26 protein-coding genes are annotated in these 25287 nt (G+C 62.7%); 20 read left to right on the top strand and 6 right to left on the bottom strand.

Annotated features, from left to right (window positions below; translation table 11 throughout):
* The first annotated feature begins 39 nt into the window (after positions 1–39).
* Positions 40–1290, top strand: coding sequence for an ROK family transcriptional regulator (locus QN084_RS00495; RefSeq protein WP_259362283.1), 1251 nt, complete (start codon positions 40–42; stop codon positions 1288–1290).
* 22 nt (positions 1291–1312) lie between these two features.
* Here QN084_RS00495 and QN084_RS00490 read toward each other — a convergent pair whose 3' ends face one another.
* Positions 1313–1516, bottom strand: a complete 204-nt coding sequence (locus tag QN084_RS00490) for a hypothetical protein (protein ID WP_370583580.1) — start codon at positions 1514–1516, stop codon at positions 1313–1315.
* 152 nt (positions 1517–1668) lie between these two features.
* Between QN084_RS00490 and QN084_RS00485 the strand changes: the two genes are divergently transcribed.
* The 7 genes from QN084_RS00485 to QN084_RS00455 all read left to right on the top strand — a co-directional run bounded on the left by QN084_RS00485 (position 1669) and on the right by QN084_RS00455 (position 8032).
* Positions 1669–2676: an AAA family ATPase gene (locus QN084_RS00485; protein ID WP_069694588.1), complete on the top strand. Its 1008-nt coding sequence runs from the start codon at positions 1669–1671 to the stop codon at positions 2674–2676.
* An 11-nt stretch (positions 2677–2687) separates the two neighbouring features.
* Positions 2688–3584: a DUF58 domain-containing protein gene (locus QN084_RS00480; protein WP_031215990.1), complete on the top strand. Its 897-nt coding sequence runs from the start codon at positions 2688–2690 to the stop codon at positions 3582–3584.
* Positions 3574–4029, top strand: a complete 456-nt coding sequence (locus QN084_RS00475; protein ID WP_069694587.1) for a hypothetical protein — start codon at positions 3574–3576, stop codon at positions 4027–4029. Before QN084_RS00480 ends, QN084_RS00475 begins: the two co-directional genes overlap by 11 nt.
* The gene (locus QN084_RS00470) at positions 4020–5021 is read left to right on the top strand and encodes a vWA domain-containing protein (protein WP_069694586.1); all 1002 of its coding nucleotides are present in this window, start codon (positions 4020–4022) and stop codon (positions 5019–5021) included. Before QN084_RS00475 ends, QN084_RS00470 begins: the two co-directional genes overlap by 10 nt.
* 40 nt (positions 5022–5061) lie before the next feature.
* Positions 5062–5955 carry a vWA domain-containing protein gene (locus QN084_RS00465; RefSeq protein WP_264398633.1) on the top strand — a complete coding sequence of 298 codons (894 nt, stop codon included), beginning with the start codon at positions 5062–5064 and terminating at the stop codon, positions 5953–5955.
* Complete coding sequence (locus tag QN084_RS00460) at positions 5952–6689, top strand: hypothetical protein (RefSeq protein WP_069694585.1); 738 nt, start codon at positions 5952–5954, stop codon at positions 6687–6689. Before QN084_RS00465 ends, QN084_RS00460 begins: the two co-directional genes overlap by 4 nt.
* 353 nt (positions 6690–7042) lie before the next feature.
* Complete coding sequence (locus QN084_RS00455; RefSeq protein WP_069694584.1) at positions 7043–8032, top strand: methylenetetrahydrofolate reductase; 990 nt, start codon at positions 7043–7045, stop codon at positions 8030–8032.
* Between the two features lie 23 nt (positions 8033–8055).
* Here QN084_RS00455 and QN084_RS00450 read toward each other — a convergent pair whose 3' ends face one another.
* On the bottom strand, positions 8056–8559 hold the full coding sequence (locus QN084_RS00450) for a DUF2004 domain-containing protein (protein WP_021470664.1): 504 nt from the start codon (positions 8557–8559) through the stop codon (positions 8056–8058).
* A 52-nt stretch (positions 8560–8611) separates the two neighbouring features.
* Positions 8612–9577 (bottom strand): LysR family transcriptional regulator, encoded by a 966-nt coding sequence (locus QN084_RS00445; RefSeq protein WP_021470663.1) that lies wholly within the window; start codon positions 9575–9577, stop codon positions 8612–8614.
* A 393-nt stretch (positions 9578–9970) separates the two neighbouring features.
* Here QN084_RS00445 and nrdH point away from each other — a divergent pair, with 393 nt between their 5' ends.
* The 6 genes from nrdH to QN084_RS00415 all read left to right on the top strand — a co-directional run bounded on the left by nrdH (position 9971) and on the right by QN084_RS00415 (position 15103).
* Positions 9971–10216, top strand: a complete 246-nt coding sequence (gene nrdH / locus QN084_RS00440) for a glutaredoxin-like protein NrdH (RefSeq protein ID WP_031215987.1) — start codon at positions 9971–9973, stop codon at positions 10214–10216.
* A gap of 60 nt (positions 10217–10276) precedes the next feature.
* Positions 10277–10747: a class Ib ribonucleoside-diphosphate reductase assembly flavoprotein NrdI gene (gene nrdI / locus QN084_RS00435; protein ID WP_069694583.1), complete on the top strand. Its 471-nt coding sequence runs from the start codon at positions 10277–10279 to the stop codon at positions 10745–10747.
* A 32-nt stretch (positions 10748–10779) separates the two neighbouring features.
* On the top strand, positions 10780–12900 hold the full coding sequence (nrdE, locus tag QN084_RS00430) for a class 1b ribonucleoside-diphosphate reductase subunit alpha (RefSeq protein ID WP_031215986.1): 2121 nt from the start codon (positions 10780–10782) through the stop codon (positions 12898–12900).
* 15 nt (positions 12901–12915) lie between these two features.
* Entirely contained in the window at positions 12916–13710 is a 795-nt protein-coding gene (locus tag QN084_RS00425) for an NUMOD3 domain-containing DNA-binding protein (RefSeq protein ID WP_083262073.1), read from the top strand.
* Entirely contained in the window at positions 13707–14681 is a 975-nt protein-coding gene (gene nrdF / locus QN084_RS00420) for a class 1b ribonucleoside-diphosphate reductase subunit beta (RefSeq protein WP_062096967.1), read from the top strand. The genes QN084_RS00425 and nrdF overlap by 4 nt, the downstream gene beginning before the upstream one ends.
* Before the next feature lie 80 nt (positions 14682–14761).
* Positions 14762–15103 carry a YciI family protein gene (locus QN084_RS00415; RefSeq protein WP_069694582.1) on the top strand — a complete coding sequence of 114 codons (342 nt, stop codon included), beginning with the start codon at positions 14762–14764 and terminating at the stop codon, positions 15101–15103.
* Here QN084_RS00415 and QN084_RS00410 read toward each other — a convergent pair.
* Positions 15072–16409, bottom strand: coding sequence for an HNH endonuclease (locus tag QN084_RS00410; protein WP_175430140.1), 1338 nt, complete (start codon positions 16407–16409; stop codon positions 15072–15074). The two genes, QN084_RS00415 and QN084_RS00410, sit on opposite strands and share 32 nt — an antisense overlap.
* A gap of 75 nt (positions 16410–16484) precedes the next feature.
* On the opposite strand from QN084_RS00410, the gene QN084_RS00405 reads away from it, so the two are divergent.
* On the top strand, positions 16485–16958 hold the full coding sequence (locus tag QN084_RS00405) for a hypothetical protein (protein ID WP_139126724.1): 474 nt from the start codon (positions 16485–16487) through the stop codon (positions 16956–16958).
* A 23-nt stretch (positions 16959–16981) separates the two neighbouring features.
* Here the strand turns inward: QN084_RS00405 and QN084_RS00400 are convergent, their stop codons facing one another.
* Positions 16982–18073 (bottom strand): PDDEXK nuclease domain-containing protein, encoded by a 1092-nt coding sequence (locus QN084_RS00400; RefSeq protein WP_021470655.1) that lies wholly within the window; start codon positions 18071–18073, stop codon positions 16982–16984.
* Positions 18074–18133: 60 nt separating this feature from the next.
* Here QN084_RS00400 and QN084_RS00395 point away from each other — a divergent pair, with 60 nt between their 5' ends.
* Together QN084_RS00395 and QN084_RS00390 are read left to right on the top strand one after the other, a co-directional pair.
* A complete protein-coding gene (locus QN084_RS00395) occupies positions 18134–18628 on the top strand; it encodes a DNA alkylation repair protein (protein ID WP_069694580.1) in 495 nt (164 codons plus the stop codon).
* A 99-nt stretch (positions 18629–18727) separates the two neighbouring features.
* Positions 18728–20239, top strand: coding sequence for an FAD-dependent oxidoreductase (locus tag QN084_RS00390; protein ID WP_069694579.1), 1512 nt, complete (start codon positions 18728–18730; stop codon positions 20237–20239).
* On the opposite strand, the gene QN084_RS00385 is transcribed toward QN084_RS00390, so the two are convergent.
* Positions 20236–21204 carry a hypothetical protein gene (locus tag QN084_RS00385; protein WP_069694578.1) on the bottom strand — a complete coding sequence of 323 codons (969 nt, stop codon included), beginning with the start codon at positions 21202–21204 and terminating at the stop codon, positions 20236–20238. The two genes, QN084_RS00390 and QN084_RS00385, sit on opposite strands and share 4 nt — an antisense overlap.
* Before the next feature lie 132 nt (positions 21205–21336).
* Here QN084_RS00385 and QN084_RS00380 point away from each other — a divergent pair, with 132 nt between their 5' ends.
* The 3 genes from QN084_RS00380 to QN084_RS00370 all read left to right on the top strand — a co-directional run bounded on the left by QN084_RS00380 (position 21337) and on the right by QN084_RS00370 (position 25287).
* Entirely contained in the window at positions 21337–22140 is an 804-nt protein-coding gene (locus QN084_RS00380) for a thioesterase family protein (protein WP_069694577.1), read from the top strand.
* Positions 22140–22898, top strand: a complete 759-nt coding sequence (locus QN084_RS00375; protein WP_069694576.1) for a lipoate--protein ligase family protein — start codon at positions 22140–22142, stop codon at positions 22896–22898. Before QN084_RS00380 ends, QN084_RS00375 begins: the two co-directional genes overlap by 1 nt.
* 61 nt (positions 22899–22959) lie before the next feature.
* Entirely contained in the window at positions 22960–25287 is a 2328-nt protein-coding gene (locus QN084_RS00370) for an FdhF/YdeP family oxidoreductase (protein ID WP_069694575.1), read from the top strand.

Raw genomic sequence — 25287 nt, 5'->3', positions numbered from 1 at the left:
TCAACATCAATGAGTTGTTTCTCTAGACAAGGGGAATCCGTGACTGAGACCCGGACGCCGGCACCGAGGCGCGGAACGAACCTACCCCGCATGGGTGACTTCAACCTGACGGTCATCCTTGAAGCAATCCGACGCTCCCCGGGCGGGCTTAGCCGTGTGGAACTGGCCAAGGTCGTGGGCCTTTCCCCGCAGACGATCTCCAACATTTCGCGGCGCCTGCTGGACCAGGAACTCATTGTCGAAGCCGGCAAGGAAGGCTCCGGTCCGGGCAAGCCCAGGACCATCCTGCGGCTGAATCCTTCCGGCATGTATGCCGTGGGAGTCCACTTGGATCCCGCAGTCATCACGTTCGTTGTGCTGGATCTCTTGGGTGATGTTGTCCGGCATTCCCGGATGGCCACCCCCGGCGGCGACCCGGCCCTGGTGATCACCGGGATCGCGGAGCAGATCAGGGGCCTCATCGACGAGTCCGGGGTGGATGAGTCCAAGATCGCCGGCCTGGGCGTAGCCGTTCCTGGCCCGATCGATCTCAATGAAGGCTCGGTGGTGGAGCCGCCGTTGTTGACCCGTTGGAACAGGGTAAGCATCCGCGAAGCCCTCGCTGAAGCCACAGGCCTGGAAACCCTCGTGGACAAGGATGTCACCAGTGCCGCGGTGGCGGAGACCTGGGCGGGCGGGGTCAGTGGCGCCGGCAGTTTCGTGTTCATGTACATGGGAACCGGCATCGGTTGCGGGCTGGTGCTCAACGACGAAGTTGTCCGCGGCACGTCCGGAAACGCCGGCGAAATAGGCCACATCATCGTGGATCCCGATGGTCCTGAGTGTGACTGCGGACTCCGTGGCTGCGTGAAGTCCTCCTGCATCCCGCAGGTGCTGGTGGCGGAGGCTGAAGCGCAGGGTGTGCTGGATGGGCACGCTGAGGGCGCGGACGCTCCGGCCGTGCAGGAACGCTATGCAATGTTGTGCGACAAAGCCGATGCCGGCGATGAGCGGGCTGTGGCCATCCTGGAGAAGTCGGCGGTGCTGGTGGCCAGGGCCGTTTCCGTGGTGACCAATACCCTCGATGTCGAGCGCGTGGTTTTCGGCGGACCTTTCTGGGGGAGGATGTCCAAGTACTTTCTGGACCGTGTCCCTGCCCTTATTACCGAGAACAGCGCTGCCCGGATGATCCATGGCATTGACGTGGTGGGCTCGGGCGTGGGTGAGGACGTGGGCGCCATTGGAGCGGCGTGCCTGGTCCTCGAGCACACGCTGGCCCCGAGGGCGCAGAGGCTGTTGCTGGAAGGCTGATGCCCACCGCAGCGTCAGGAAACTAGTCGATGTCCTCGACGATTTCGCCGTAGGGGATGGACTCGTCCAGATGGGCTTGGTGCCCGGTTGGGCCGTGATTGTACGTGATGCGGACCCCATGCCTTTGGTCGGCGGCTGACTGCAGCAACACGGGACGCACGGCATCAATGACGTGCTGGTTCTGGCTGTCGAGGTACCTCTGGTAAGCGGCTGGTAGCTGATGCATGGCAAAAGGATAGACCTCCGGCGTCCGCATGGGGAGGGGTCCCCATTGCAAGCATTCAAGGCGGCGGCTTGGATAGAGTGGCCAAATATCGGGACCCGTGGCGTTACGCCGGGACCCGGTACGGACATTGAATGCCAATGAGGGGACCACACGTGCTTCAGAACACAGCCACGGCCGGAATCGAAGCACCGGAAATGGCCCGGGCACAGCAACTCGCGGGCAGCATAAGCCGCAGCTTCGACGCCAAGGTGGTGGGCCAGGAACGGCTCCGTGAGACCCTCCTGATCGGACTCATGACGGGCGGCCATGTACTCCTGGAAAGTGTCCCGGGGCTGGCCAAGACCACCGCAGCGCAGGCCTTGGCGGACGCCGTCAGCGCCGATTTCCGAAGGATCCAGTGCACCCCCGACCTCCTGCCGAGCGACATCGCCGGGACCCAGATCTTTGATGCCGCCAAGGGAACCTTCATCACGCAGCTCGGTCCGGTGCACGCCAATATTGTGTTGCTCGACGAGATCAACCGCTCAAGCGCCAAAACCCAGAGTGCCATGTTGGAGGCCATGCAGGAACGGCAGACATCCATCGGCGGCCAGTCCTACCCCCTTCCGCAGCCCTTCCTGGTAGTGGCCACCCAGAACCCGATTGAACAGGAGGGGACCTACAGGCTGCCCGAAGCCCAGATGGACCGCTTCATGCTCAAGGATGTCCTGGACTATCCCTCTCCGGCTGAAGAAGCCGAAATTATCCGGCGGATAGACGCCGGCGTGTTCGACCCCGCAGGCAAACCTCCGGCCGCTGCGTCCCTTGACTCGGTGGTTCAGCTCCAGACGCTGGTGGGACGCGTCTACATCGACCCCGCGATCGTCCGCTACATCGTCGGGTTGGCGTACGTCACACGCAACGCTTCCCAATATCTTGAACCCAGGCTGGCCCGGCTGGTTGAGTTCGGCGCGAGCCCCCGGGCAAGCATTGCGTTCAGTCAGGCCGCAAGGGCGCTGGCCCTCCTCAACGGACGTGACCACGTCCTACCCGAGGACGTCAAGCAATTGGCGCACCGGATCCTTCGCCACCGCATTGTGTTGGGCTTCGACGCGGTTGTGGAGGCAGTCTCCGTTGAGACGGTCATCGACGCCGTCCTCGCTGCTGTGCAGACCCCTTAGCGGGCAACAAGGTGCCGAGCCTGCTTCAACGCGTGAAGTCGAAGATGTTCATCTTCGCCCACCGCAAGACCATGACCCTCCTGGACGGAGAATACGGCTCCGTGTTCAAGGGCCGAAGCCTCGACTTCGATGACCTGCGATCCTACGTCCCGGGAGACGAAATCCGGGATATCGACTGGAAGGCAACTGCCCGGCACGGATCACCGCTGGTTAAGCGGTACACGGCCGTGCGCCGGCATTCAGTCCTGCTGCTGGTGGACACAGGCCGGGCCATGGCAGCCGAGGCCGCCTCGGGCGAAACCAAACGGGACATCGCGGTGGATGCGGCCGGCGTGCTGGGATACCTCGCGGTGCGCCACGGTGACGACGTCGGCCTGCTGCACGGCTCAGCGGAAGGCACGCACTACGTGCCGCCCAAGAGGGGCGAAGACCAGCTGGAACGCCTCCTCCGCCGGGTGTACGATGCCGTGACCCCGGACGCCCCTGCGAGCGCCATGGCAAAACACCTCGACTACGCACTGAGGTACTTGAAAGGGCGCCTGCTCATTGTGGGGGTGGCTGATGAGTTCATGCCCGATGCCCGTGCCCAGGACCTCCTCCGACGGCTGGCGGGCCGGCATGAGGTTCTGTGGTTCACCGTCAAGGACGCTGTGCTTGCCGTCGAGGGGCCCGCCGCCACGAGCAGGGACGTGGAGGAGGGGTCCACCATCCCCGCCGGCCTCGCCGCAAAACCGGAGGTCAGGGCCGCCTACGCCGCTGCCATGCTCCGGCGGGAGGAGGAGCGCCGGGAGGTCTTCCGACGTCTTGGAATTGCCGAGGAGCAAGCGGGCAGCAGCGGGGAAGTCCTTGCTGCTGTCTTCTCGCTGTTGGAACGCCACAAGGCCGGAAGGGGGAGACATGCGGGATGACTCCGGTTTCTACGGGCCGCTCCTCTACCAGGACGTCTGGTTGTGGCTGGGTGTGGTGCTGCTGGTGGTGGTGGCCGCGTGGTACGCCTGGCTGTTCCTGCCCTCCCGACGCAGGACCGCAACCGCAGCGGCGCTTCCCGATGTGGAGGGGCTGCGTGCATCGTGCCTTGCGGCCATAGACGCCGTGGCAGCCGACGTCGACGCCGGAACCCTCGGTGAGCGCGACGCCCACCAGAGGCTGAGCTTCCTTGTGCGCGACTTCGCATCAGCGGTCACGAAGGAACCGGCCACGCACATGACGCTTGCCGAACTGGAAGGCGGCGGCCTCGCGCCCTTCACCAGGGCGGTTGCAGGCATCTACCCGGCAGAGTTCGCGCCAACAACCAGTGCGTCCATCCGTGAATCCGCGGACGCAGCGCGCCGGGCGGTGCTGGAATGGAACTGACATTCTGGTGGATGGTGCCGCTCGCCGCAGTTGCCGCGGCCATTGCCTGGCTGCTGCACCGGCGCCGGCGCCCCGGAAAGGACCGGCCCGTTGCGCACGCGGACCGGCTCACCGCCCTGCCCGAATACCAGCGGGCGCTGCGCCACCACCGACGCGCACTCACCAGTGCGCTGGTACTCAGCGCCATAGTCCTTGCCGGCGCAGTGACCGCCGCCGCCAGACCGACACACCGCACCACCGACCAACCCGAAGTACGGAACCGCGACATTGTGCTGTGCCTCGATGTCTCCGGATCCATGACCAGCACGGACGCAGCCTTGGTTGGGGTCTTCCAGCGGCTCGCGGAAGAGTTCGACGGCGAGCGCATCGGGATGGTCATTTTCGACAGCAGCAGCGTCCAGCTCTTTCCATTGACCGACGACTACGACTACGCCGTTGAACAACTGGGCGAAGCCCGCAAAGCCTTGGACAGCGGAGCCGGAGCCTTCTTTGACGGCACGTGGAACAGGGGCGGCTCATCATTGATCGGTGACGGGCTGGCCTCGTGCGTCCAAAGCTTCCCCGACGCTGAAGCCGACCCCGGCGCAAGCTCCCGTACAGGCGAAGCACAGCGTTCCCGGTCAGTGGTCCTGGCGACCGATAACTTCCTCTCCGGGAACCCCATCTTCACCCTCGAGGAGGCAGGCGCCCTCGCGCAGCAGAAAAACATCAAAGTCCACGCCATCAACCCCGGTGATTTCGATTACGGTGATGACGCCGAGCAACCCGGTGCCCGGCTCAGGGCAACAGCCCAGTCCACCGGCGGCGGCTACTACACGCTGGACAGCCCGGAGGCCGTGCCCGGCATCGTCACCAAGGTCCAGGAAACCGAAGCCACGAGCTACCGCGCGGCGCCCGTATCCATCATTACGGACAACCCCGCCTGGCCCCTCGGTATCGCAGCGCTCGCCGGCATGGGACTGCTGGTACTGGGATGGAGGCACGGGCTATGACCTTTGCCCCATCGTTCCGTGGCCCTACCTCGCAGCCGCGGTGCTCCTCGTCCTTGCATTCGGTACCTGGCTAACTCTGTACGGCAAGCAACCCAAGCAAGAGGTACGCTCCACCATCACCCGCACCGCCGCCGTCGTACTCCTGCTCCTGGCTGCTCTCCGCCCGGGGTGGGCCGGGGCAGGAGGCACCACGGCGGCCGCCGACCTGGACGTGTTCATCCTGGTGGACACAAGCACCAGCATGAGCGCCGAGGACTACCACGGCAGCGAAACCCGGCTGGCCGGTGCCAAACAGGACGTGGCAAGCATCGCCAAGGAACTGGCCGGAGCCAGGTTCTGCCTCATCACCTTCGACAACCAGGCAACCGTCCGAATGCCACTCAGCCGGGATACCACCGCACTCCAAACCGCCATGGCCACCCTGCAACCCCAAGCGCCCCGATTTGCTGCGGGCAGCAGCATCACCAGCGCTGGCAGGCTGCTCAAGGACAGGCTGGCCGCCGCACAGATGCAACAACCGGGAAGGCCCGCCCTGGTCTTCTACGCCGGCGACGGCGAAAACACGTCCGCCACGCCCCCCGAACGGCTGCCCGTTGACGCTACCGGCATCAACGGGGGAGCGGTACTCGGTTACGGCACCGCCCAGGGCAGGCGCATGAAAGACGTCGACGGCGTCTCCCGGCTCGACGAAGGCGCCCTCAGGAACATCGCCGCGCAGCTCAACCTGCCCTATGCGCACCGCAGCGGGGACGAAGGTACCGCTGAATTGCTCACCAAAGCAGAGCCGGGAGCGCTCGCAGGTACAACGGAAGACGGTCCGGGCAGGGCGGAGTTGTACTGGCTGATGGCCTTCGGGGCATTCCTGCTCCTTCTTCACGAACTCATGCGGCACGCCGTCTCCCTGCGGAGCCTACGCCCGGGGAGGACACAATGACCCGTGACGCCGGCACCCGTGAAGGGAGCCGCCACAATGCCCGACGGCGGAAGAGGCGGCTCGCGCTGTGGTCCGCGGTCCCTGCCCTGGCGGCGCTCGCCGTGGCCGCCAAGCTTCTGAGCGTGGGTGTGCTGGGCGCAAGCGCATCCGAAGCATTTGCCGCCCGACAGGAGGAGAGCCTGGGCAGGGCTTCCGGGTGGTTGCTTTACGCCAACGTGCTCGAACCGCATAAGGCGTATGTCGCATCCGGTGACGCCCATGCCTTGGCTGGTGACTTCGCTGCGGCGAGGAAGGACTTTGCGTCCGCGCTGTCCGCGAATCCCGGAATTGATGAGTGCAAGGTCCGGGTGAACCTTGCCTTGAGTATTGAGAAGTTGGGAGATGCGGCAGCCGAAGCGCAGACGCCGGATGCCGGGACGCTTTTCGCTGAAGCGCTGGCGGTAGTGCAGGAGTCTCCGCCGGCGTGCCGCCACGAGGGACCGGCCAACGCCGACGGTGAGGGCGATGCCTTGGATTCGGCCGAAGCGCGACTGGTGCGCAAGAAAGCGGGCAGCGGCGCATCGGAGGCGGCTGCGTCTCCTCCACCGGGGCAGTCGCCGTCTCCTCCGCAACAGGAACAGCTTCGGAAGCTGCAGGAGTCCGCTGAGCAGGCACAGCGTGAACGACAGGAGGGCCAGGACCGGGACAGGTACCTCAACGGTCCCGACAATCCGGGAGTGGACAGGCCTTGGTGACCCTCTCGGCGAATAAAGTTCACGAAGTATCAAGGGTAAGGCGTAAAAGTGCGTCTTAATTCGGAGCCCGAGTTGAAGAGCCCCGGGCTGGCGTCCTAGAGTCGTCATCAAGTTACCGCGGTAACGTGTCAGCGATCCTCCGTTGGATCCGCGCCGCAAGGGTGGTGAGGAGGGTGTGGGTGCCCCCATGTGGGCCTGACATTTGCACACGGAAAGCTTCACTCCAGGCGTAACAGTCGCGGCTGCGGCCAGCTTGGCCCTTTTCGTGTATCCCCAACTCAATTCACCGAACATCTACCGACGGCCCCTGGGCCCGGGGGTCGACGTTCGTGGACGAACAGCCGAGGACGCAAATGTCGCCACCAACCCTTACCGACACTCATTCAAACCTTTCCGCCGCAACCGCTCCCGTCGCACTGTCCTACGAGCTGTTCCCGCCGCGTTCCCCGAAAGCCGCCGAAACCCTGTGGACCACCATCCGCGAACTGGAAGCCACCGATCCCGACTACGTTTCGGTGACCTATGGTGCCAGCGGTTCCAACCGGGACACCGCCGTTGACCTGATCAACCGGCTGCTGCTTGAAACCACGCTACGGCCCTTGGCGCACTTGACCTGCGTGGGCAATACCCCGGCCGAGCTGGCCGACATCATTGCCGAACTTCTTGACCACGGCGTTCGTGGAATCCTCGCGCTGCGGGGGGACCTGCCCCAGGACGGCACGCTTCCACCCAGCGGTTCGCTGAGGTACGCGCAAGATCTCATTGAGCTCGTCCGCCACGTAGAACAACGCCGCACCGCGTTGCTCTGTGCGGGAAAGATCGCCGTGGGGGTTGCTGCCTACCCCGCCAAACATCCCGAGTCGCCCAGCGTTGAACATGATGTTGAAGTACTCCTGGCCAAGCAGCGTTCCGGCGCGGACTTTGCCATCACGCAAGTGTTTTTCCAAGCACACGAGTACTCGAACCTGGTGAGCAGGGCACGGCGGGCCGGGGTAACCATTCCCATCATTCCCGGGGTTATGCCCTTCACGAGCCTCAGGCGCCTGAAGCGCCTTGGTGAGCTGGCCGGCGTCGACCCTTCAGCGCACCTGATGGAGCGCCTGGCCGCGGCGGACACCGAAGCTGAGCAGCGCCGGATTGGTGTGGCCGCCACGGTGGACCTTGCCAATGCGGCACTGGACTCTGGTGCGCCCGGCATTCACCTGTACACCTTCAACGAGCACGCCCACGCGCTGGACGTCCTGGACAAGCTCGCCTTGCCACGCCCAGCGAGGCCGACGTTCCGTGCGCAGCCCGTGTCACCTACCCCTGAGCCGGTCCGCCACGAGGAATTCGCTATCTGACACACCCTTCGCGGTGAGCAGTCTTATTCCCAAAGAATCTCGTCATCCACCACGCCGTCCTCATCCGCGGCCACTACCAGCACTTCATCCGTGAAGTGCGAGCCCAGCGTGAAATCAAGCACGAAATAGCGCTCGGGTTGACCCGGATAGATGGCCACGTGGCCCAGTTTCAGGGCTTTGAGGAAAACGTCGTTGGTGAGCTGGGACTTGTCGCGCACGCCGAAGACGGACTCCAACTGCTCTTCCTTGAGCTGGGAGCAGTGGAAGTGGAGGAACTGCTGGGGGTTGGTTCCGTCCTGGTCGAGTTCCTCGGCGATCATTTCCCGGACCTGGTCCACCAGTTCCGGCAGGAACCTCAGGCGGTAGTCCATTTTGCGCAGCGCGGCCTCGTCGAAATGGTCGTGCGCCGTGACATTCAAGTCCAGCCGAAGCGGAGCGCCACTCAGGTCATGTTTGGCCTCAAAGCAGTGGTCCCGCCCGTGGTTGAGCTCTATCTCCCCAAAATATTTGCTCGCTACCTTGCCCATGTGATCAATCTAACCCCGATCAAGCAGAGGGTTCCAGCAACTTGTGGGTATTTCACCGTCGACGCGGGGAAGCCTTGGCCGGTACGGATTTCAACGGCGCCAACCCGCTCCTGCCGGTGGTCCCGCGAAGAGTATCGGCGAGGAGCTGGGTGAAGAGTTGCACTTGCGCCGTCCGCTTCTCATTGATCAGCAAAGCGAAAACGTTACGGGCCAGCCGGATGTCCGGGACGTCGAGGACCACGACGCCGGACGGCCGGTTGCGCAGCGCCAGTTCCGGAACCAGCGACGCACCAAGACCGGCAGCGGTCATTTCGAGGCTGGCATGGAAGTCGTCACTGTAGGCCACCACGCGCGGGTGCAGGTTGCAGCTTGCGAACAGGCGCTCAATCACCAACGCGTCACTTGTTCCGGGGTGGTGCACGATCCACGGCATATCGGAAAGGTGCGCGGCTTCGATGTCGGCGTCCTCGCGGATTTTCCACGAGGCCGGAAGGACTACGCGGAAGTCGTCGTCGCCGATCCACTGGCGTTCCAGCGAATGCGGCCAGGCCAGGCCGGACTGGCCCACCTGATAGACCAAAGCCACGTCCAGCTCGCCACCGCTCCTGAGACCCTGAATGGTTTGGGCGGGTTCGGCTACTGAGACTTTGAGTTCGATGCCCAGGCCGTTCCAACGTTCGTTGCGGAGGATGTCGGGTAGGACGTAGGTGGCCAGGCTGGGAAAAATGCCGAGCCGCAGTTCCTGGGCGGGGGAGTCGTTGGTCCGGGATGCGGCAGCCATCAAGGCCTCGACGTCGGTCAGGACCTTGGAAGCATGGCGGGTCATGGTCAGTGCAGCTTCCGTTGGCACTACGCTGCGGGCTGACCGCTGAAAGAGCTCAACTCCCGTATCCCGTTCCAGCGCCGCCATCTGCTGGGACACGGCGGAGGCTGTGTAACCGAGCTGTGCTGCTGCTGCCGCGAACGAACCCAGCCGGGTGACCTCCAAAAGCGTTCGGAGATGGAGAAGGTTGACCATCAGCTGTCCTTTTGCTCGTTCTGCCCCGGCTTTGCTGGGGAGTGCACGCCTGTGGGCACCTCGGACACCGTACTCCCGATGTCTACCGACAGCAAAGCTTGCTGTTGCCCGGACCACAGTTTTCAAAGTGTCACGACACGCCGTGTGGCGGCGACACGCTGGAGATTAAATGTGGCTAAGTACTCCACAGCTTGTGGATTTCATCTCTCACTTCGGCGGAATCCCGGACATTTTGAGGGCCTCTGCCTGTGGACTACCGGTGGATTGAATGACATACTTGTAATACATCATCTTGGGGTCCCGGTGGGGCGCATGCACTACATGTAGTATCGATTTACGGATTGAGCAGGAAGCCAGCCCAAGCAACAGACTTTAACTAAGGGGACAGTGATCATGACCGTTACGGTTTACACGAAGCCGGCCTGTGTTCAGTGCAACGCGACGTACCGTGCGCTCGACAAGAAGGGTATCGCCTACCAAAGCGTCGATATCTCACAGGATGCAGAGGCCTTGGAACGCCTGAAGGCACTGGGTTACATGCAGGCTCCGGTCGTGGTCACCGAACAGGACCACTGGTCCGGATTCCGCCCGGACAAGATCGAGGAACTGGCCCAGTCCGTTTCCTCTTCCGTGGCCTAAGGTCTCTGGCCCACGCCACTGCAACACACTAAGAATTCCTATGTAGTCGAGGTGACTCCCATGGCACCGCTGGCAGCGGCAACCGTACGCAAAGCGACGGAAGCTGTCACCACGAGGAGTCACCTCATCTACTTCTCCTCCACTTCGGAAAACACCAAACGCTTTGTTCAAAAGCTGGGCAGGGATGCGGCGCGCATTCCCCTCTACGCCCAGGACGCCCCGCTCGAAGCCCTTGAACCTTTCGTCCTGCTACTGCCCACGTATGGCGGTACCAACGGCGAGGGGTCTGTGCCCAAGCAGGTCATCAGGTTTTTGAACAACCCGCGGAACAGGGAACTGATCCGCGGTGTTATCGGTGCGGGGAACACCAACTTCGCGGACAACTATTGCGCAGCCGGGGACATCGTCGCCGCCAAATGCAAGGTGCCGCATCTTTACAGGTTTGAACTCATGGGGACGCCGGAAGACGTCATCCGTGTCAACGACGGATTGGAAAAGTTTTGGACACGACTGTCGCAGAAACAGATGTAGCCGGGAGCGCCGTGGAATCGGCCAAGAAGCCACTGCCCGAGGCTTATAAGGGCTTGGGCTACCACGAGCTCAACGCCATGTTGAACCTGTACGGCCCGAACGGAGAGATCCAGTTCGAAGCCGACCGCGAAGCCGCGCACCAGTACTTCCTGCAGCACGTGAACAACAACACCGTGTTCTTCCACGACCTGGAAGAGAAGCTCGATTACCTGGTGAAGAACCAGTACTACGAGCGTGAAACCCTCGACCAGTACACGATGAACTTCATCCGTGACCTCTTCAACCGCGCCTACAAGAAGAAGTTCCGCTTCGAGACCTTCCTTGGCGCCTTCAAGTTCTACACGTCCTACACGTTGAAGACTTTCGACGGCAAGCGCTTCCTTGAGCGCTATGAAGACCGCGTCTGCATGGTTGCCCTGCACCTCGGCCGGGGCAACGAAGAGCTCGCCACGCGCCTGGTGGACGAGATCATCGACGGCCGCTTCCAGCCGGCCACCCCCACATTCCTCAACGCCGGCAAGGCCCAGCGCGGCGAGCTCGTCTCCTGCTTCCTCCTGCGCATCGAGGACAACATGGAGTCGATTGCCCGTGGCATCAACTCCGCATTGCAGCTTTCCAAGCGTGGCGGCGGTGTTGCGCTGTCCCTGACCAACATCCGTGAACACGGTGCCCCGATCAAGCAGATCGAGAACCAGTCCTCCGGCGTCATCCCCGTGATGAAGCTTCTCGAAGACAGCTTCTCCTACGCCAACCAGCTCGGTGCCCGCCAGGGTGCCGGTGCTGTGTACCTGCACGCGCACCACCCGGATATCTACCGCTTCCTGGACACCAAGCGCGAGAACGCGGATGAGAAGATCCGTATCAAGACCCTGTCCCTGGGTGTCGTGATTCCGGACATCACGTTCGAGCTCGCCAAGAAGAACGAGGACATGTACCTCTTCTCCCCGTACGACGTCGAGCGCGTTTACGGCGTGCCCTTCTCCGACATCTCCGTCACGGAGAAGTACTACGAGATGGTGGACGATTCCCGGATCAAGAAGTCCAAGATCAACGCCCGCGAGTTCTTCCAGACCCTCGCGGAGATCCAGTTCGAGTCCGGTTACCCGTACATCATGTTCGAAGACACCGTGAACCGGGCCAACCCGATCGACGGCAGGATCACCATGAGCAACCTCTGCTCCGAGATCCTGCAGGTTTCCACCCCGTCCATCTACGGCGAGGACCTCAGCTACGAGACCGTTGGCAAGGACATCTCCTGCAACCTCGGTTCCATGAACATCGCCAAGACCATGGATTCCCCGGACTTCGGCCTCTCCATCGAGACCTCCATCCGTGCACTGAGCGCCGTGTCCGACATGTCCTACATCAACTCCGTGCCGTCCATCGCCCAGGGCAATGCGCAGAGCCACGCGATCGGTCTTGGCCAGATGAACCTGCACGGTTACCTTGCCCGCGAGCGGGTCCACTACGGCTCCGAAGAGGGCCTGGACTTCACCAACATCTACTTCTACACGGTGCTGTTCCACGCCCTCCGTGCTTCCAACAAGCTGGCCATCGAGACCGGCCAGACTTTCGGCGGTTTCGAGAAGTCCAAGTACGCTTCCGGTGAGTTCTTCGACAAGTACACCGAGCAGGAATGGGTTCCGGCTACCGAGCGCGTCCGCGAACTTTTCGCCGGCCACCACATCCCCACCCAGGATGACTGGCGCGAGCTCAAGGCCTCGGTCATGGAGCACGGCATCTACAACCAGAACCTCCAGGCAGTTCCGCCTACCGGTTCCATCAGCTACATCAACAACTCCACGTCCTCCATCCACCCGGTAGCCGCCAAGATCGAAATCCGCAAGGAAGGCAAGATCGGCCGCGTTTACTACCCGGCTCCGTACCTGACCAACGACAACCTGGAGTACTACCAGGATGCGTACGAGATCGGCTACGAGAAGATCATCGACACCTACGCCGCTGCCACGCAGCACGTGGACCAGGGCCTGTCCCTGACGCTGTTCTTCAAGGACACCGCCACCACGCGTGACATCAACAAGGCGCAGATCTACGCATGGCGCAAGGGCATCAAGACGCTCTACTACATCCGTCTCCGCCAGATGGCCCTTGAGGGCACTGAGGTGGAAGGCTGTGTTTCATGTGCGCTATGACGGTGGTGCTCTGAGTTGAAGGGAACTACGACGGCGACAGGCGGCTTGGTCTATGGCATCAGGCTTCGCCGCGAGGTTGAGTACCGCTATGTCGGAATCACGACCAAGACCGCCAGCCGTCGGTTCCACCAACATCTCAGGGTTGCAGCTCAAGGCCGCAAAACTCCGTTCTACGACTGGGTCAGAAAACAGAATCCCGCAGACCTGATAGCCGATGAACTCGATTGGCTCGAAGGATTGGATCAGCTTGGACAGGCCGAAGTTGACTGGATCGCATACTTGAGAAGCCAAGGTGATCGTCTGCTGAATCTCTCAGATGGTGGGCTGGGCCCGACCGGAGTGGTCTGGACGGACGAAATGCGTGATGCTGCTCGTCTACGATCTAAAGGGCGCAAAGGTCTGAGTCGATTCGGTGAGGATAATCCATTCTTTGGCATGTCGCATTCACCGGAGCAGCGTCAGAAGTGGGCAGAGCAGCGCAAGGGCACGTTTGTGGGACCAGACAATCCTAATTTTGGGAGGTTCGGTCCGGATCATCCAGGTTTCGGGCACACCATGTCGGCAGAGGCACGTAAGGCGCTTTCCGAAGCCTTCACGGGTGAAGGCAACCCAAACTACGGAAAGACAGCCAGCGCCGAAACGCGAGCCAAGATGTCAGCGGCACGGAGAGGTGTACCAAAGCCATCCAGCCGCCGAAGCGCCCACACCCGCCATCACACTAACAAGGGCATCGTGAAGCCCACCTGTCAGCATTGCATCGACGATGCAGCACAAGCCAAGCTCATGCGAGAAAGTGAAAACGACAAATGACTGAGAAAGTGAAGCTCCTGAGCCACGTCGAGGCCATCAACTGGAACAAGATCCAGGACGAGAAAGACGTGGAAGTCTGGAACCGCCTGGTCAACAACTTCTGGCTGCCGGAGAAGGTGCCGCTGTCCAACGACGTCCAGTCGTGGCACACGCTGACACCGGAAGAACAGCAGCTGACCATGCGCGTCTTCACGGGCCTGACCCTGCTGGACACCATCCAGGGCACCGTGGGCGCTGTGTCCTTGATTCCGGACGCCCTGACCCCGCACGAAGAAGCTGTGTACACCAACATCGCTTTCATGGAGTCGGTGCACGCGAAGTCGTACTCGTCCATCTTCTCCACGCTGTGCTCCACCAAGGAGATTGACGACGCTTTCCGCTGGTCGCTCGAGAACGAGAACCTGCAGAAGAAGGCACAGATCGTCATGGACTACTACCAGGGCGACGATCCCCTCAAGCGCAAGGTCGCCTCCACCCTGCTGGAGAGCTTCCTGTTCTACTCGGGCTTCTACCTGCCCATGTACTGGTCCTCGCGCGCCAAGCTCACCAACACTGCCGACCTCATCCGCCTCATCATCCGCGACGAGGCAGTCCACGGTTACTACATCGGCTACAAGTTCCAGAAGGGCTTGGAGAAGGTTTCCGAGGCCCGCAAGCAGGAAATCAAGGACTACACGTTCGAGCTCCTCTTCGAGCTGTACGAAAACGAAGTCCAGTACACCCATGACCTCTACGACGGCGTCGGCCTGGCTGAGGACGTCAAGAAGTTCCTGCACTACAACGCCAACAAGGCGCTCATGAACCTGGGCTACGAGGCCATGTTCCCGGCATCCGTCACCGACGTAAACCCGGCCATCCTCTCCGCCTTGTCACCCAACGCCGACGAGAACCACGACTTCTTCTCCGGCTCGGGCTCCTCCTACGTGATCGGCAAGGCCGTGAACACGGAGGATGAGGACTGGGAGTTCTAGCCTCCTGTCGATTTCTGGTAGTTTCAAAGCCCCTTGCGCTGACCGGCGTGAGGGGCTTTGACGTTAGGAAGGCGGTCCACATGACCAAGTACCTGATCTCGTTCCCAAGCGAAGCCATGATGATTCCGGAAGGGGAGTTTCAGGACGTCGCTGATGCTGCCCACGCCGTCATCGAGGAAGCCAAAGCAGCAGGGGTTTACATTTTCGGTGGCGGCATCGATGAAGACATTGAACCCGTGCGGGTCTCGGGCGATGGCATGGTGGAGCCCGGTACGTATCCTGGGCACACGGTTCCCAACGGTGGGTACACCGTCCTGGAATTGCCGTCCCGCGAAGATGCGATCGAGTGGGCAGCGAAAATTGCCGTGGCATGCCGCTGTCCGCAAGAGCTCAGGGAATTCCAGTACGATCCCGCGAGCTGACGCCCTCGTGTCCCGGTGGCGGCGGAGCGGTGGAATGGTAGGTGTGGCCGGTCGGGGTGGTGATGTGAAAGCTGTGTCTGAACCCCCTGACAGGCGCGGTGGCCCAGCCGGGGTGTTGTTTGGTGTGGTTGCAGTTCTCGCAGAGCCCTGCGGCGTTGGCAAGGGTAGTTTTGCCGCCTAAGGCCCACGGGATGATGTGGTCGTAGTGGCGGATAGGCGCGTCGCAGTAGGGGGTGGCGCAGAGGTGGTCCCGGGTGTCGATAAAGCGTCGCATGCCTGCGGGAAAGAATCTGGCCCGTGAGTCCATGGCGAGGAGTTCGCCGGTCGCGGGTGCGGTGTAGAGACGCCGGAGCCAGATGTTGAATTCGGGATCCGGGTTGCTTGTCCCTCCGCCGGAGGTTTGGTCGGTGGGTCTTCTTTCGGTGGTGAGCAGGTTCCTGGCCCATTCGGCGGGGACAGTGCCGTAGCCGGTGAGGCGTGCAGGTGTGGAGTCGCCTTGGAACAGGGTGCGGTCCGTCATGATCAGATGCAGGTCGATGCCCGTGTATCCGTGCCGTGTGCCAGTGAGTTGTTCGGTGAGGGTGTCAGCCATGACTTGCCCTTTGGTGCGGGTGTCTCCGTTGCTGCGGGCAGTGGCGGCGGCTTGGGTCAGGGCCTTGTAGGCGGCAACTCCTTGGGCGACTGGCAGCAACGCGGTGAGGTAGGTCATGGTGTCCGGCGCTGGCCGGAGGCTGACATGGCGTTCGGTGGCGGCGTGGGCTGCGCGTTGGGTGATGGAGCGGGGGTCGCGGCGGTAGGCAGCTGCCCTGGCGGTGCTGATGATGGTTTTGTCCCCGGCGCCGTCGAACGTGCCGGTGTCCGCGGCGAGTTCTCCGTCCACGGCGCAGCGGTCCTCGGCGGAGAGACAGGCAGTTTCCTTGACGAGGAGCGTAGCGCGCCATTCGTTGAGTTTCCCGGTATGGAGGGCGGCCAGCGTGCGTGGCATTTCAGTGACGAGGGCTTTGGCCAGGCCGAGGAGCCGGGAGCCTTTGTTGGGTGATTCACGGCGGGCGAGGGCCACCTGGGCAGCGGTGCTGCGGCCTTGTTCGTTGGCCGGGACTCCGGCGTCGGCTTGTTCCTGCCGCTGGGCAAGATCGAAAGCCACCGCGATTCTGGCCTGCAACGCCGAGATCGCCGACTTCATATCCTCCAAAACACGAAGCTGATCTATCAGGTCTTTGCTGATGACGCCGGTGCTGAGAGAGTCCTGAAAATCGGACAGCACAAGGGCCGGTGGTGTGGTTACCAACTCCCGGCCGTCGCTCATATCTTTACGATGACACGAGGCACTGACATTTTTGGATTGATGGCTGAGAGGCGGAGGGGCGGGTAGAGTCCCACCATGACAGCGCGTTGGGCGGGGCCGCTCATTGTGGGATTTGCGGTATCAATCGGAACTGGGCTGGGTGCCTGTTCGGCCCCGGCCGCGGAGCCCTCTCTGGTATCAGCTTCATTGCAGCCCAAGCTGCGTTTGGTGACGGTAGATGCACCCCAGGACAGCGCCATGGACGCGGCCTTCACGGGCACATTGAGCGTGGATGCGAATGACTGCGTCTACGCACATCCCGGCGATGGGTCCGAGGTCTACACGCTTGTATGGCCCCAAGGCTATTCCGCTAAGGGAGACGGCAAGGCCTTCGAAGTCGTCGACGCGGACAAGCATCCTGTGGTCCGGTCCGGATCCGAGTTTGAGCTCGGTGGCGGCCTCGTGGATTCACCTCGTGACAACTGGACCCAGAAGGACTGTGCCAAGGGAACCCTGTGGCTGGTCGCACCACCGGACTTCAGCCAGGTCAGCCGGCCTCCGGGCGGCTGAACGTCTGAGCCTGGCCGCCGCCCCTAGCCACCCAGCCGCTCGGCCTCGCCGGCCAACTCAGCCTCCAAGGTTTCGATGCTCGGCAGGCTGGAGACGATCTCATCCGGCAAGGAATCGGCCAGCGAGGTGCGCCATTCAGCAATGCCAATGGGGGTGTTGAATCCCCGTAACGCGTACTCGGCCACCACGCTGTTCTTTTCCTTGCACAACAACAGGCCAATGGTGGGTTTGTCGTCCGGGTGTGCCATCAGGTCATCAACGGCAGCCATATACATGCCCAATTGCCCAAGGAAACCAGGCTCAAACTTCACGGCTTTGAGCTCAATGACCATGTAGCAACGCAGCTTGAGATGGTAGAAAAGCAAGTCGGCAAAGAACTCATCCCCGTTGATCTCCAACCTGACCTGTTCGCCCACAAACGCGAAACCCTGCCCGAGCTCCAGCAGGAACTTCTCAACGTGCTTCACCAATTGCAGCTCCAGCTCCCGCTCCGAATGCCTGTCCGTCATGGCCAGGAAGTCAAAGACGTACGGATCCTTTGTAGCCTGCTGTGCGAGGTCCGAATCAGCAGGAACCATGGTGGCAGCGAAGTTGGTGATGGCTTGGCCCGACCGCTCGTGCAAGCGCGTTTGGATCTGGTGGACCAGGACGTTGCGCGACCAACCGTGTTGGGCAGCTGCCGCCGCGTACCAAAGCCGCGTGGCGCCGTCGTCGAGCTTTTCCAGCAGGGCGATCTGGTGGTACCAGGGCAATGTTGCAAGCGGCGCTTGCAACATCGGGAAGTCCGGCCAGGCCTGGGCGAAGCTCTTCATGTATCGGAGGTTCCTGGGGGAGAAGCCTTTGGCCTCGGGAAAGCGAGTGCGGATATCCGCCGACAACCTCGTAACGACCTTGGCGCCCCAACCTTGCTCCGTTTCCCGCTCGGCAAGGTGCCGCCCGATACTCCAGTAGGAGCGCAGTAGTTCACTGTTAGCCGCCGCTGCCGCGCGCGTCCGCCCAACGTGCACCTCCTTGGCAACGGTCTGCAGCAGAGCCGGGTACCAGCTGGGCATGGATGAGGCCGGGGGTACTCCCGGGAAGGATGCTTCGGTTTCGGCAAGCTCCTGCGAGGGCATGATTCTCCTGTCGGTGGCTGGTGGAACCACGCTAGGCGGAGGCACTGACAGAATAGGCGTGTGAGTGATGCCGGTGAATTTATCGACTACACCCTGCAGCGCGAGTCCTCGTGGGAAAAGGCCTTCGCGATCCGTGAGCGGGTAGGTCCGGGCCTAAACGTCTACGGTGCCTCCGTGGGTGCTGTCCGCGGAACCGTGCGGGACGCACTCAAACGCTACAAAAGCCTGGACCACGACCAGATCACGGCGCTGAGCTCGGAACTCTGGGCTGAGCCCGTCTTTGAGCGGAGGCTTGCGGCGGTGGTTCTGCTGCAGTCGAAGGCGCCGCTGCTGGACAACACGGACCTGACCCGCCTGGAAGGCTTCTTCCGGAACGCCGGCAGCCAGGAATTGACGGATCCGTTGGCCCATCACGTCGTGTGGCCCCTGGTTCAGCGCCTTGATGGACAGAACCGCCTCCGTGCCGAGCGGGTCCTCGCGCGATGGGCTGCCGATCCGGACCCGGCACTGAGGAGGGCGGCCGCCGTGGTGGCGGACTGCCGCACTTCCCGATAAGCGACCCGCCCCCTTGATAAGCGATGAGGACACGCCTAGCGTTTCCAACAACGCATGCCAAAGGCAATTTTTTTGTGAATTGAAGGGGCAGGTTGTTCGATGAAGTCACTCTGGTTGGACCGTGTTTCCGCATTCCGTTCTGATGATCTTCCCGAGGACAAGCACTTCGACACGATAGTGGCGGGAGCGGGCCTGACCGGTCTGGTGGCCGCGCTCTTGCTCTCTAGGGCCGGGCAGAAGGTGGTGGTCTTCGAAGCCCGGACGTTGGGTGCCGTCACCACCGGCAATACGACCGGAAAGCTGAGCCTCCTCCAAGGCGGTGCCCTGTCTGCCCTGAGAAACCAGTACTCACTGAAGGTGGTCCAGGCCTACGTCGAAGCAAACCGGACCGGCCAGGCATGGCTGACACAGTACATGGAGCAGCAGAGCATCCCCTTCCAGACCCGGACGGCGGTGACTTTCGCAACCAGTGACGACGGCGGCCAGCGGCTCCGGAAGGAGGCTGCGGTTTCGCGGGATGCGGGTTTGGATGTCCACTTCAGCAAGGATGCCGGCCTGCCGTTCCCCGTGGTGGAGGCACTGGAACTCGAAGACCAGGCCCAGATCAATCCCATGGACGTCCTCGAGGCGCTGGCCAAGGACATCCGCGAGCACGGGGGCCTGATTGTCGAAGGTGTCCAGGTCCAGAACGTTGGTTCCGGCCAGCCCATGGACGTGACCACCCGCAAAGGCACTTTCACAGCGGACACGGTGGTGGTGGCCACGGGAACTCCGGTCCTGGACCGCGGCCTGTACTTCGCCAAACTTGAGCCCAACCGCTCCTACGCGGCGGCCCTGCGCTTGCCGGGAGACGCGACGATTCCCACCGGGATGTACCTCTCCATGGATCCGCCCACCCGCTCCCAGCGAACCTACCCAACACCCGAGGGCGATGAGTTGCTGCTGGTTGGCGGGTACGGACATCCGGCAGGCCGGGCGAAGTCTCCCCAAGCACACCTGGATGCGTTGCTGGGCTGGGCCAGGGAAAACTACCCGGGAGCCGAGGTAACACACACCTGGTCTGCGCAGGACTACCAGGCCACCAACCTGATGCCCTTCTTCGGCAAGCTGCCCAGGGGCCATGGCCGGATCTTCTTCGGCACGGGCTACAACAAGTGGGGCATGAGCAACGGGGTGGCCGCAGCGTTGTCCATCACCCAGGACATCCTGGGCGGCCAGTCGGATTGGGCCACTGTCATCCACCACCGCGTGACGTCCCCGCAGGGTGCGGCCCAGGCGGTCCGGCTCAATGCCGGGATAGCCAAACGCATGGTGGAGGACAAGGCAAAGGTGCGGAGCAACCCGGAGATCACGGACGAAACCCGGCCGCCGGAGGGGAGCGGCGTCGTCGGCCTGTACAAAGGTGAGCCTGCAGCGGTCTCCACAGTAGACGGCAAGGTGTGCAGGGTTTCTGCCAGTTGCGCCCACTTGGGCGGCCTGCTGACGTGGAACGACGCCGAAAAGTCCTGGGACTGCCCCCTGCACGGCTCAAGGTTCACGCCGGACGGGACCTACCTTGAAGGTCCGGCCACCCACAACCTGCAGAAAACAGTGGGCAAGGAGCAGAGCTAACCCAACCGTTCGACGCGCCGCCGGGCCTGGTCCGCGGCGCGTCGCTGTTGGGTAGCGGCCCGTACCGCGCGCTTCTTGTCGGACTCGGCCGCTTCGGCGTCCCTCGTGATCCCAATGAGTTCGGCCTCCAGGGAAGCAAGGCGCTTCTTGCACTCCTCGATGTCCGCTTGCAAGGCCTTGCGCCTGCGCTCGATCTCCTTGACCGCGTTCCACGCTTGTGTCGCCGCCTCGTCAGCTTCCTTGGCTTCGGACTCTGCGGCGTCGAATTCCGCCTGGGCTTCCTCGAGGGCGGCCTTCTTCTTGGCAGCACGACGCTCAGCCAAGGAGGTGGCTTCGTCCCCGGGTTTCTTCTCTTTCGTTTTGGGCTCGCGCTGGGTCCCGGGTTTGGACTGGCTCTCGGGTTGGGACTGGCCCTCTGGTTGGGACTGAGGCTTGGGTGGGGACGTCGGCTCGGGTTTGAATTCCCCGCCTGCCACGGCACCGTCAAGGTCAACTTCCTCGAATCCACTGCCGCTTAGCCCCCGGACCAGCCGCCCTGTGGCCACGGCGGCGGCAGCACCGGCGTCGGCCATCGCCGCCCGGAACGTCCGTTCGACGTCGGCCGCTGCCGCCGCACTCAGCGGGAAACCCAGTTCCGCTGCCAGGTCCTTGGCATCGCGCACGGCGCCCGTCAGCTCGCCCTGACGCTGCAGGCCCAGTTGCCGGAAAGCGTCCGCGTCGCCGTCCTCCTGCGCGGTCCGCAGGGAAGCGCCAAAGCGTACGACGCCGTCAATCACCTCGGGCTTGTGAACGGCCAGGGCGTTGATCGCCCACGCGCCGGCGGCCGGTTTGCCCAGCTTTCCGATGTCCTTGGCAAGCTCCTTGTCGCCCGCGTCCTGGGCTTCGCGGACCAGCTCCGTTCGGCGGGCGGTGAAGTCGCGGGGCAACACGGCGTACAGCTCCTGGGCGGCATCACGAAGGTCCATGCCTTCATCCTAGGAGCCCCGAACTCCCGCACCGCGGTTATGACCCGAGTGCGGACTCCAAGCGGCAGATACAGGGCCAATCAGCGGATACAGTGGTCTGAGTTCACATGCGATATTGGCGAAAGGCTCGGCTTGTCTACTGCATTACCGGAACTGGCGCAGGGGAATTTCTACTACGAATCGCTGGGCAACGGCCTGTACCGTTCAACGATCCACGCGCAGGGCGCCTGGAACCCCCACGAACAGCACATGGCACCCGCGTCCGGCATCATGGCCGATGCCCTCCTGAGGCACGAACCGCGCGACGACGTCCGAATGGCCCGCATCAGCTACGAAATCCTGGGCCTGATCCCGGGAGGTACTTTCGAAGTCACTACCTCAACCCTGCGCCCGGGGCGGACCATCGAGTTGGTCCAGGCAGAGCTCACGGCTGCCGGCCGGGTGGCTATCAGGGCCACAGCATGGCGGATCATCACCAGCGACACCAGCGCCATAGCCGCCGTCGAAGACGAACCGATGCCTGCGCCGGATGAATGCAAGCCCTGGGATGGAGCCAGCGTCTGGCCCGGCGGGTACATCAGCTCCCTGGAAATGCGCATTGCTGAAGGACACCGGCCGGGTTCGGGCAGGGTCTGGATCCGGACAGCCCATCCGCTGACGGACAGGGAGGACAGCTCCGACGTTGCCCGCCTGATGGGCCTGGTGGACACAGCCAACGGCATCGCCGCACGCGTGCCTCCGGGCAAGGACAGCTACATTTTCCCCAACGTGGACCTTCAGATCCATATGTACCGGGAACCGGCCGGTGAATGGCTTGGCTTGGATAACAGGGTGTCCTTCGGTTCTGACGGAATCGGCCTGACTTCCTCGGTGCTGCACGACCACTCGGGCCCGTTTGGCAGGGCAGAGCAGATCCTGACGCTGAGGAAGAGCTGATGACTGAGCAGGACCCCTTAACGCCGCAGCTTCCTCGTCTTACTGTCTACCGGCAGCCGGAATCGCTGGGTGCGGCCGAGGACCTCGACTTCGCGCTTGAACTCCTGCAGCGCGCGCGGAGCGGCCGCCTGGGGCCGTCGCTGAGGCTCTACCGGCCACTTCCCACGGTGGCGTTCGGCCAGCGGGATGCGAACCTCCCGGGATTCGAAGCGGCAGCAGATGCCTGCCGGCGGTTGGGCTTCGAGCCTCTGGTCCGGAAGGCCGGCGGGCGGGCGGCCGCCTATCATCAAGGCACGCTCGTCATTGACCATATTGAGCCGCACCCGGACGCGATCGTTCACGCGAAGGCGCGGTTCTCGCAGTTCGGTGAGCTGTTGGCCGGCGCGTTGCGCAGTGTTGGCGTCCATGCCGCCGTCGGCGAAATCGCGGGCGAGTACTGTCCCGGTGAGTTCAGCGTCCATGGACAATCACCGGATTCGCCGGAGCACCGCATCAAGCTCATCGGCACGGCACAGCGCGTGGTCTCAGGCGGATGGTTGTTCAGTTCCGTGATCGTTGTGGAGGATTCCGCGCCCATCCGTGAGGTCCTTACGGCCAGCTATGCGGCCTTGGGCCTTGAGTGGGACCCGGCGACGGCGGGAGCTGCGAACGATCTCCTGCCCGGTCTTGACGTAAAGACAGTTGAAGACGCGGTGGTCGAGGCTTACCAAAGTTACGGGCACATCGTCGACGGCGACTTCCGCACACTGCTCGCCTGAACGACGGCACAGGCATAGATTGAAAACGTAACATCGCCAAGACTGAAACTCCGGTGGAACGATGGCACGGAAGAAGCACCCACTTCAGGACACCGACGCTGAACTGACGGTCGGCCGGCCCAAACGCTCGGCGGCAGGATTGCCCAGCCTCAGCGAAACGTTGCCCCATGCTCTGGCCGGGATGGGACCTGCCCGGGCCTGGAAGACCTTGACCGCGGTGAACCAGAAGGACGGCTTCGATTGCATGAGCTGCGCCTGGCCCGATCCGCCCGAACGGAAAGCCGCCGAGTTTTGCGAAAACGGAGCCAAAGCCATCGGCTGGGAGGCCGAACCCCTGAGGATTCCTTCTTCGTTCTGGGCAGAGAATTCCTTGGCTTCCTTGGAGTCACGGTCTGAGTATTGGCTGGGCCAGCAGGGCCGGCTGGTGGAGCCGGTTTTCAAGGCGGCCGGCTCGGACCATTATGTTCCGGTCTCCTGGGACGAAGCTTTCAACGTCATAGCCCAGGAGCTCAACGGCCTGGATCATCCGGACCAAGCCACCTTTTATACGAGTGGCAGGACCAGCAACGAAGCTGCGTTCTTGTACCAGCTCTTTGTCCGCGCTTTTGGGACGAATAACCTTCCGGACTGTTCCAATATGTGCCACGAATCCACCGGCGTGGCCATGGGGGAGACCATCGGCGTGGGAAAGTCAGCCATCACCTACACGGACTTCGCGAAATCGGACCTGATCATCATCATGGGCCAGAATCCGGGGACATGCCATCCGCGCATGTTGACCGCGCTGGAGGAGGCAAAGCATGCGGGTGCCTCGATTGTTGCGGTCAATCCTTTGCCCGAAGCAGGTTTGATCAACTTCCGGAACCCGCAGAAGCCCCGGGGGCTCATGGGCAGGGGGACGGATTTGGCCGACCAGTTCCTGCAAATACGGCTTGCCGGTGACATGGCGTTGTTGCAGGCCGTTTCCAAGCGCGTCCTGGATGCTGAACGAGCGGCACCCGGAACGGTGCTCGACCGCGCTTTCATTGACCGTCACTGCAGCGGTTTTGTGGGTTTCGCCGCCCAGTTGGCTGCATTGCGGGAAGAGGACGTCCTTGTTGCCACAGGGCTGACGAGCGCAGAGATTGACGAGTTGGCACAGAGATACATCCGGGCTGAGCGGGTGATCATCACGTGGGCCATGGGATTGACGCAGCACAAGAAGGCCGTTGCGACCATTAAGGAAATCATCAACCTCCTGCTGCTCCGCGGAAACATCGGTAAGCCCGGAGCCGGTCCTTCACCCATCCGCGGTCACAGCAACGTCCAGGGTGACAGGACCATGGGCATTTGGGAGAAAATGCCTGCCTGGTTCCTGGACGCGCTGGGGGAGGAATTCGGATTCGAACCGCCACGGAAACCCGGGGTGGATTCGGTGGACAGCATCAAAGGAATGCGGGATGGCAGCATCAGGGTGCTGGTGGCTTTGGGCGGGAACCTGGTCCATGCGATCTCGGACACTGAGGTTGCCGAGGACGCTGTGCGGAAGACGCGGCTGTCAGTGCAGATCTCCACCAAGCTGAACCGTTCCCACGCGGTGACGGGGGAGCGGGCCCTGATTCTCCCGGCCTTGGGGCGTACGGAGATCGATGTACAGGGCGGAGTGGAGCAGTTCGTCACGGTCGAGGACACGGTGTGCGCAGTCCATCGTTCCGCGGGCCGGCTGGCGCCGATCGGGGAACAGGTCCTGTCCGAAGTTGCGATCGTCACCAGGATGGCCGAGGCGGTTTTGGGCGACAAAGTGCCGGTGGATTGGGCCGGCATGCGGCGGGACTACGACTCCGTCAGGGAACACATTTCCCACGTTGTGCCCGGCTTCGAAAACTTCAACACGAGGATCCGCGCGGTGGACGGGTTTGTCCTTCCGCATGGGCCGCGGGACAGCCGGACCTTTCCCACCGCCACAGGCAAGGCGATGTTCACGGTGAACGCCTTGGAAACCATCACGGTGCCCCAGGGGCGGCTGATGCTGCAAACGGTCCGTGCCCATGACCAGTTCAACACCACCACCTACACCATGAATGACCGGTACCGGGGCATCAAGAAGGGGCGCATGGTGTTGATGGTCAATCCCGGTGATTTGGCGGAGTTGGGTTTCGCGGATGGCGCGTACGTTGACGTTCACAGCGAAGCCGACGACGGCGTTGACCGTGTGCTGCGCGGGTTGCGTTTGGTGGCGTACCCCAGTGCCAGGGGTTGCGCGACGGCCTACTACCCCGAGGCCAACGTGCTTGTGCCCTTGGAGTCGACGGCCGAGGGCAGCAACACCCCGGCTTCCAAGTCGGTGATTATCCGGCTGGAGCCGGCTGCCGCCCCGGTGTTTGGAGCGGCAGCCGGCCTCCGGCCGTGA

This window comes from Paenarthrobacter sp. R1, from assembly GCF_030264015.1.
GTDB lineage: Bacteria > Actinomycetota > Actinomycetes > Actinomycetales > Micrococcaceae > Arthrobacter > Arthrobacter ureafaciens.
The sequence above is the reverse complement of the archived record's forward strand: the minus strand, read 5'-3'. Positions and strand labels throughout refer to the sequence as shown.

Bases quoted from the DNA above. Each gene is read 5' to 3' on its own strand.
- QN084_RS00470 (WP_069694586.1), top strand. From the start codon at position 4,020: ATGGAACTGACATTCTGGTGGATGGTGCCGCTCGCCGCAGTTGCCGCG.
- QN084_RS00370 (WP_069694575.1), top strand. From the start codon at position 22,960: ATGGCACGGAAGAAGCACCCACTTCAGGACACCGACGCTGAACTGACG.
- QN084_RS00415 (WP_069694582.1), top strand. From the start codon at position 14,762: ATGACCAAGTACCTGATCTCGTTCCCAAGCGAAGCCATGATGATTCCG.
- QN084_RS00490 (WP_370583580.1), bottom strand. From the start codon at position 1,516: ATGCATCAGCTACCAGCCGCTTACCAGAGGTACCTCGACAGCCAGAAC.
- QN084_RS00410 (WP_175430140.1), bottom strand. From the start codon at position 16,409: ATGAGCGACGGCCGGGAGTTGGTAACCACACCACCGGCCCTTGTGCTG.
- QN084_RS00400 (WP_021470655.1), bottom strand. From the start codon at position 18,073: ATGCCCTCGCAGGAGCTTGCCGAAACCGAAGCATCCTTCCCGGGAGTA.
- QN084_RS00405 (WP_139126724.1), top strand. From the start codon at position 16,485: ATGACAGCGCGTTGGGCGGGGCCGCTCATTGTGGGATTTGCGGTATCA.
- nrdF (WP_062096967.1), top strand. From the start codon at position 13,707: ATGACTGAGAAAGTGAAGCTCCTGAGCCACGTCGAGGCCATCAACTGG.
- QN084_RS00460 (WP_069694585.1), top strand. From the start codon at position 5,952: ATGACCCGTGACGCCGGCACCCGTGAAGGGAGCCGCCACAATGCCCGA.
- QN084_RS00390 (WP_069694579.1), top strand. From the start codon at position 18,728: ATGAAGTCACTCTGGTTGGACCGTGTTTCCGCATTCCGTTCTGATGAT.
- QN084_RS00375 (WP_069694576.1), top strand. From the start codon at position 22,140: ATGACTGAGCAGGACCCCTTAACGCCGCAGCTTCCTCGTCTTACTGTC.
- QN084_RS00475 (WP_069694587.1), top strand. From the start codon at position 3,574: ATGCGGGATGACTCCGGTTTCTACGGGCCGCTCCTCTACCAGGACGTC.
- QN084_RS00455 (WP_069694584.1), top strand. From the start codon at position 7,043: ATGTCGCCACCAACCCTTACCGACACTCATTCAAACCTTTCCGCCGCA.
- nrdH (WP_031215987.1), top strand. From the start codon at position 9,971: ATGACCGTTACGGTTTACACGAAGCCGGCCTGTGTTCAGTGCAACGCG.
- QN084_RS00445 (WP_021470663.1), bottom strand. From the start codon at position 9,577: ATGGTCAACCTTCTCCATCTCCGAACGCTTTTGGAGGTCACCCGGCTG.
- nrdI (WP_069694583.1), top strand. From the start codon at position 10,277: ATGGCACCGCTGGCAGCGGCAACCGTACGCAAAGCGACGGAAGCTGTC.
- QN084_RS00385 (WP_069694578.1), bottom strand. From the start codon at position 21,204: ATGGACCTTCGTGATGCCGCCCAGGAGCTGTACGCCGTGTTGCCCCGC.
- QN084_RS00450 (WP_021470664.1), bottom strand. From the start codon at position 8,559: ATGGGCAAGGTAGCGAGCAAATATTTTGGGGAGATAGAGCTCAACCAC.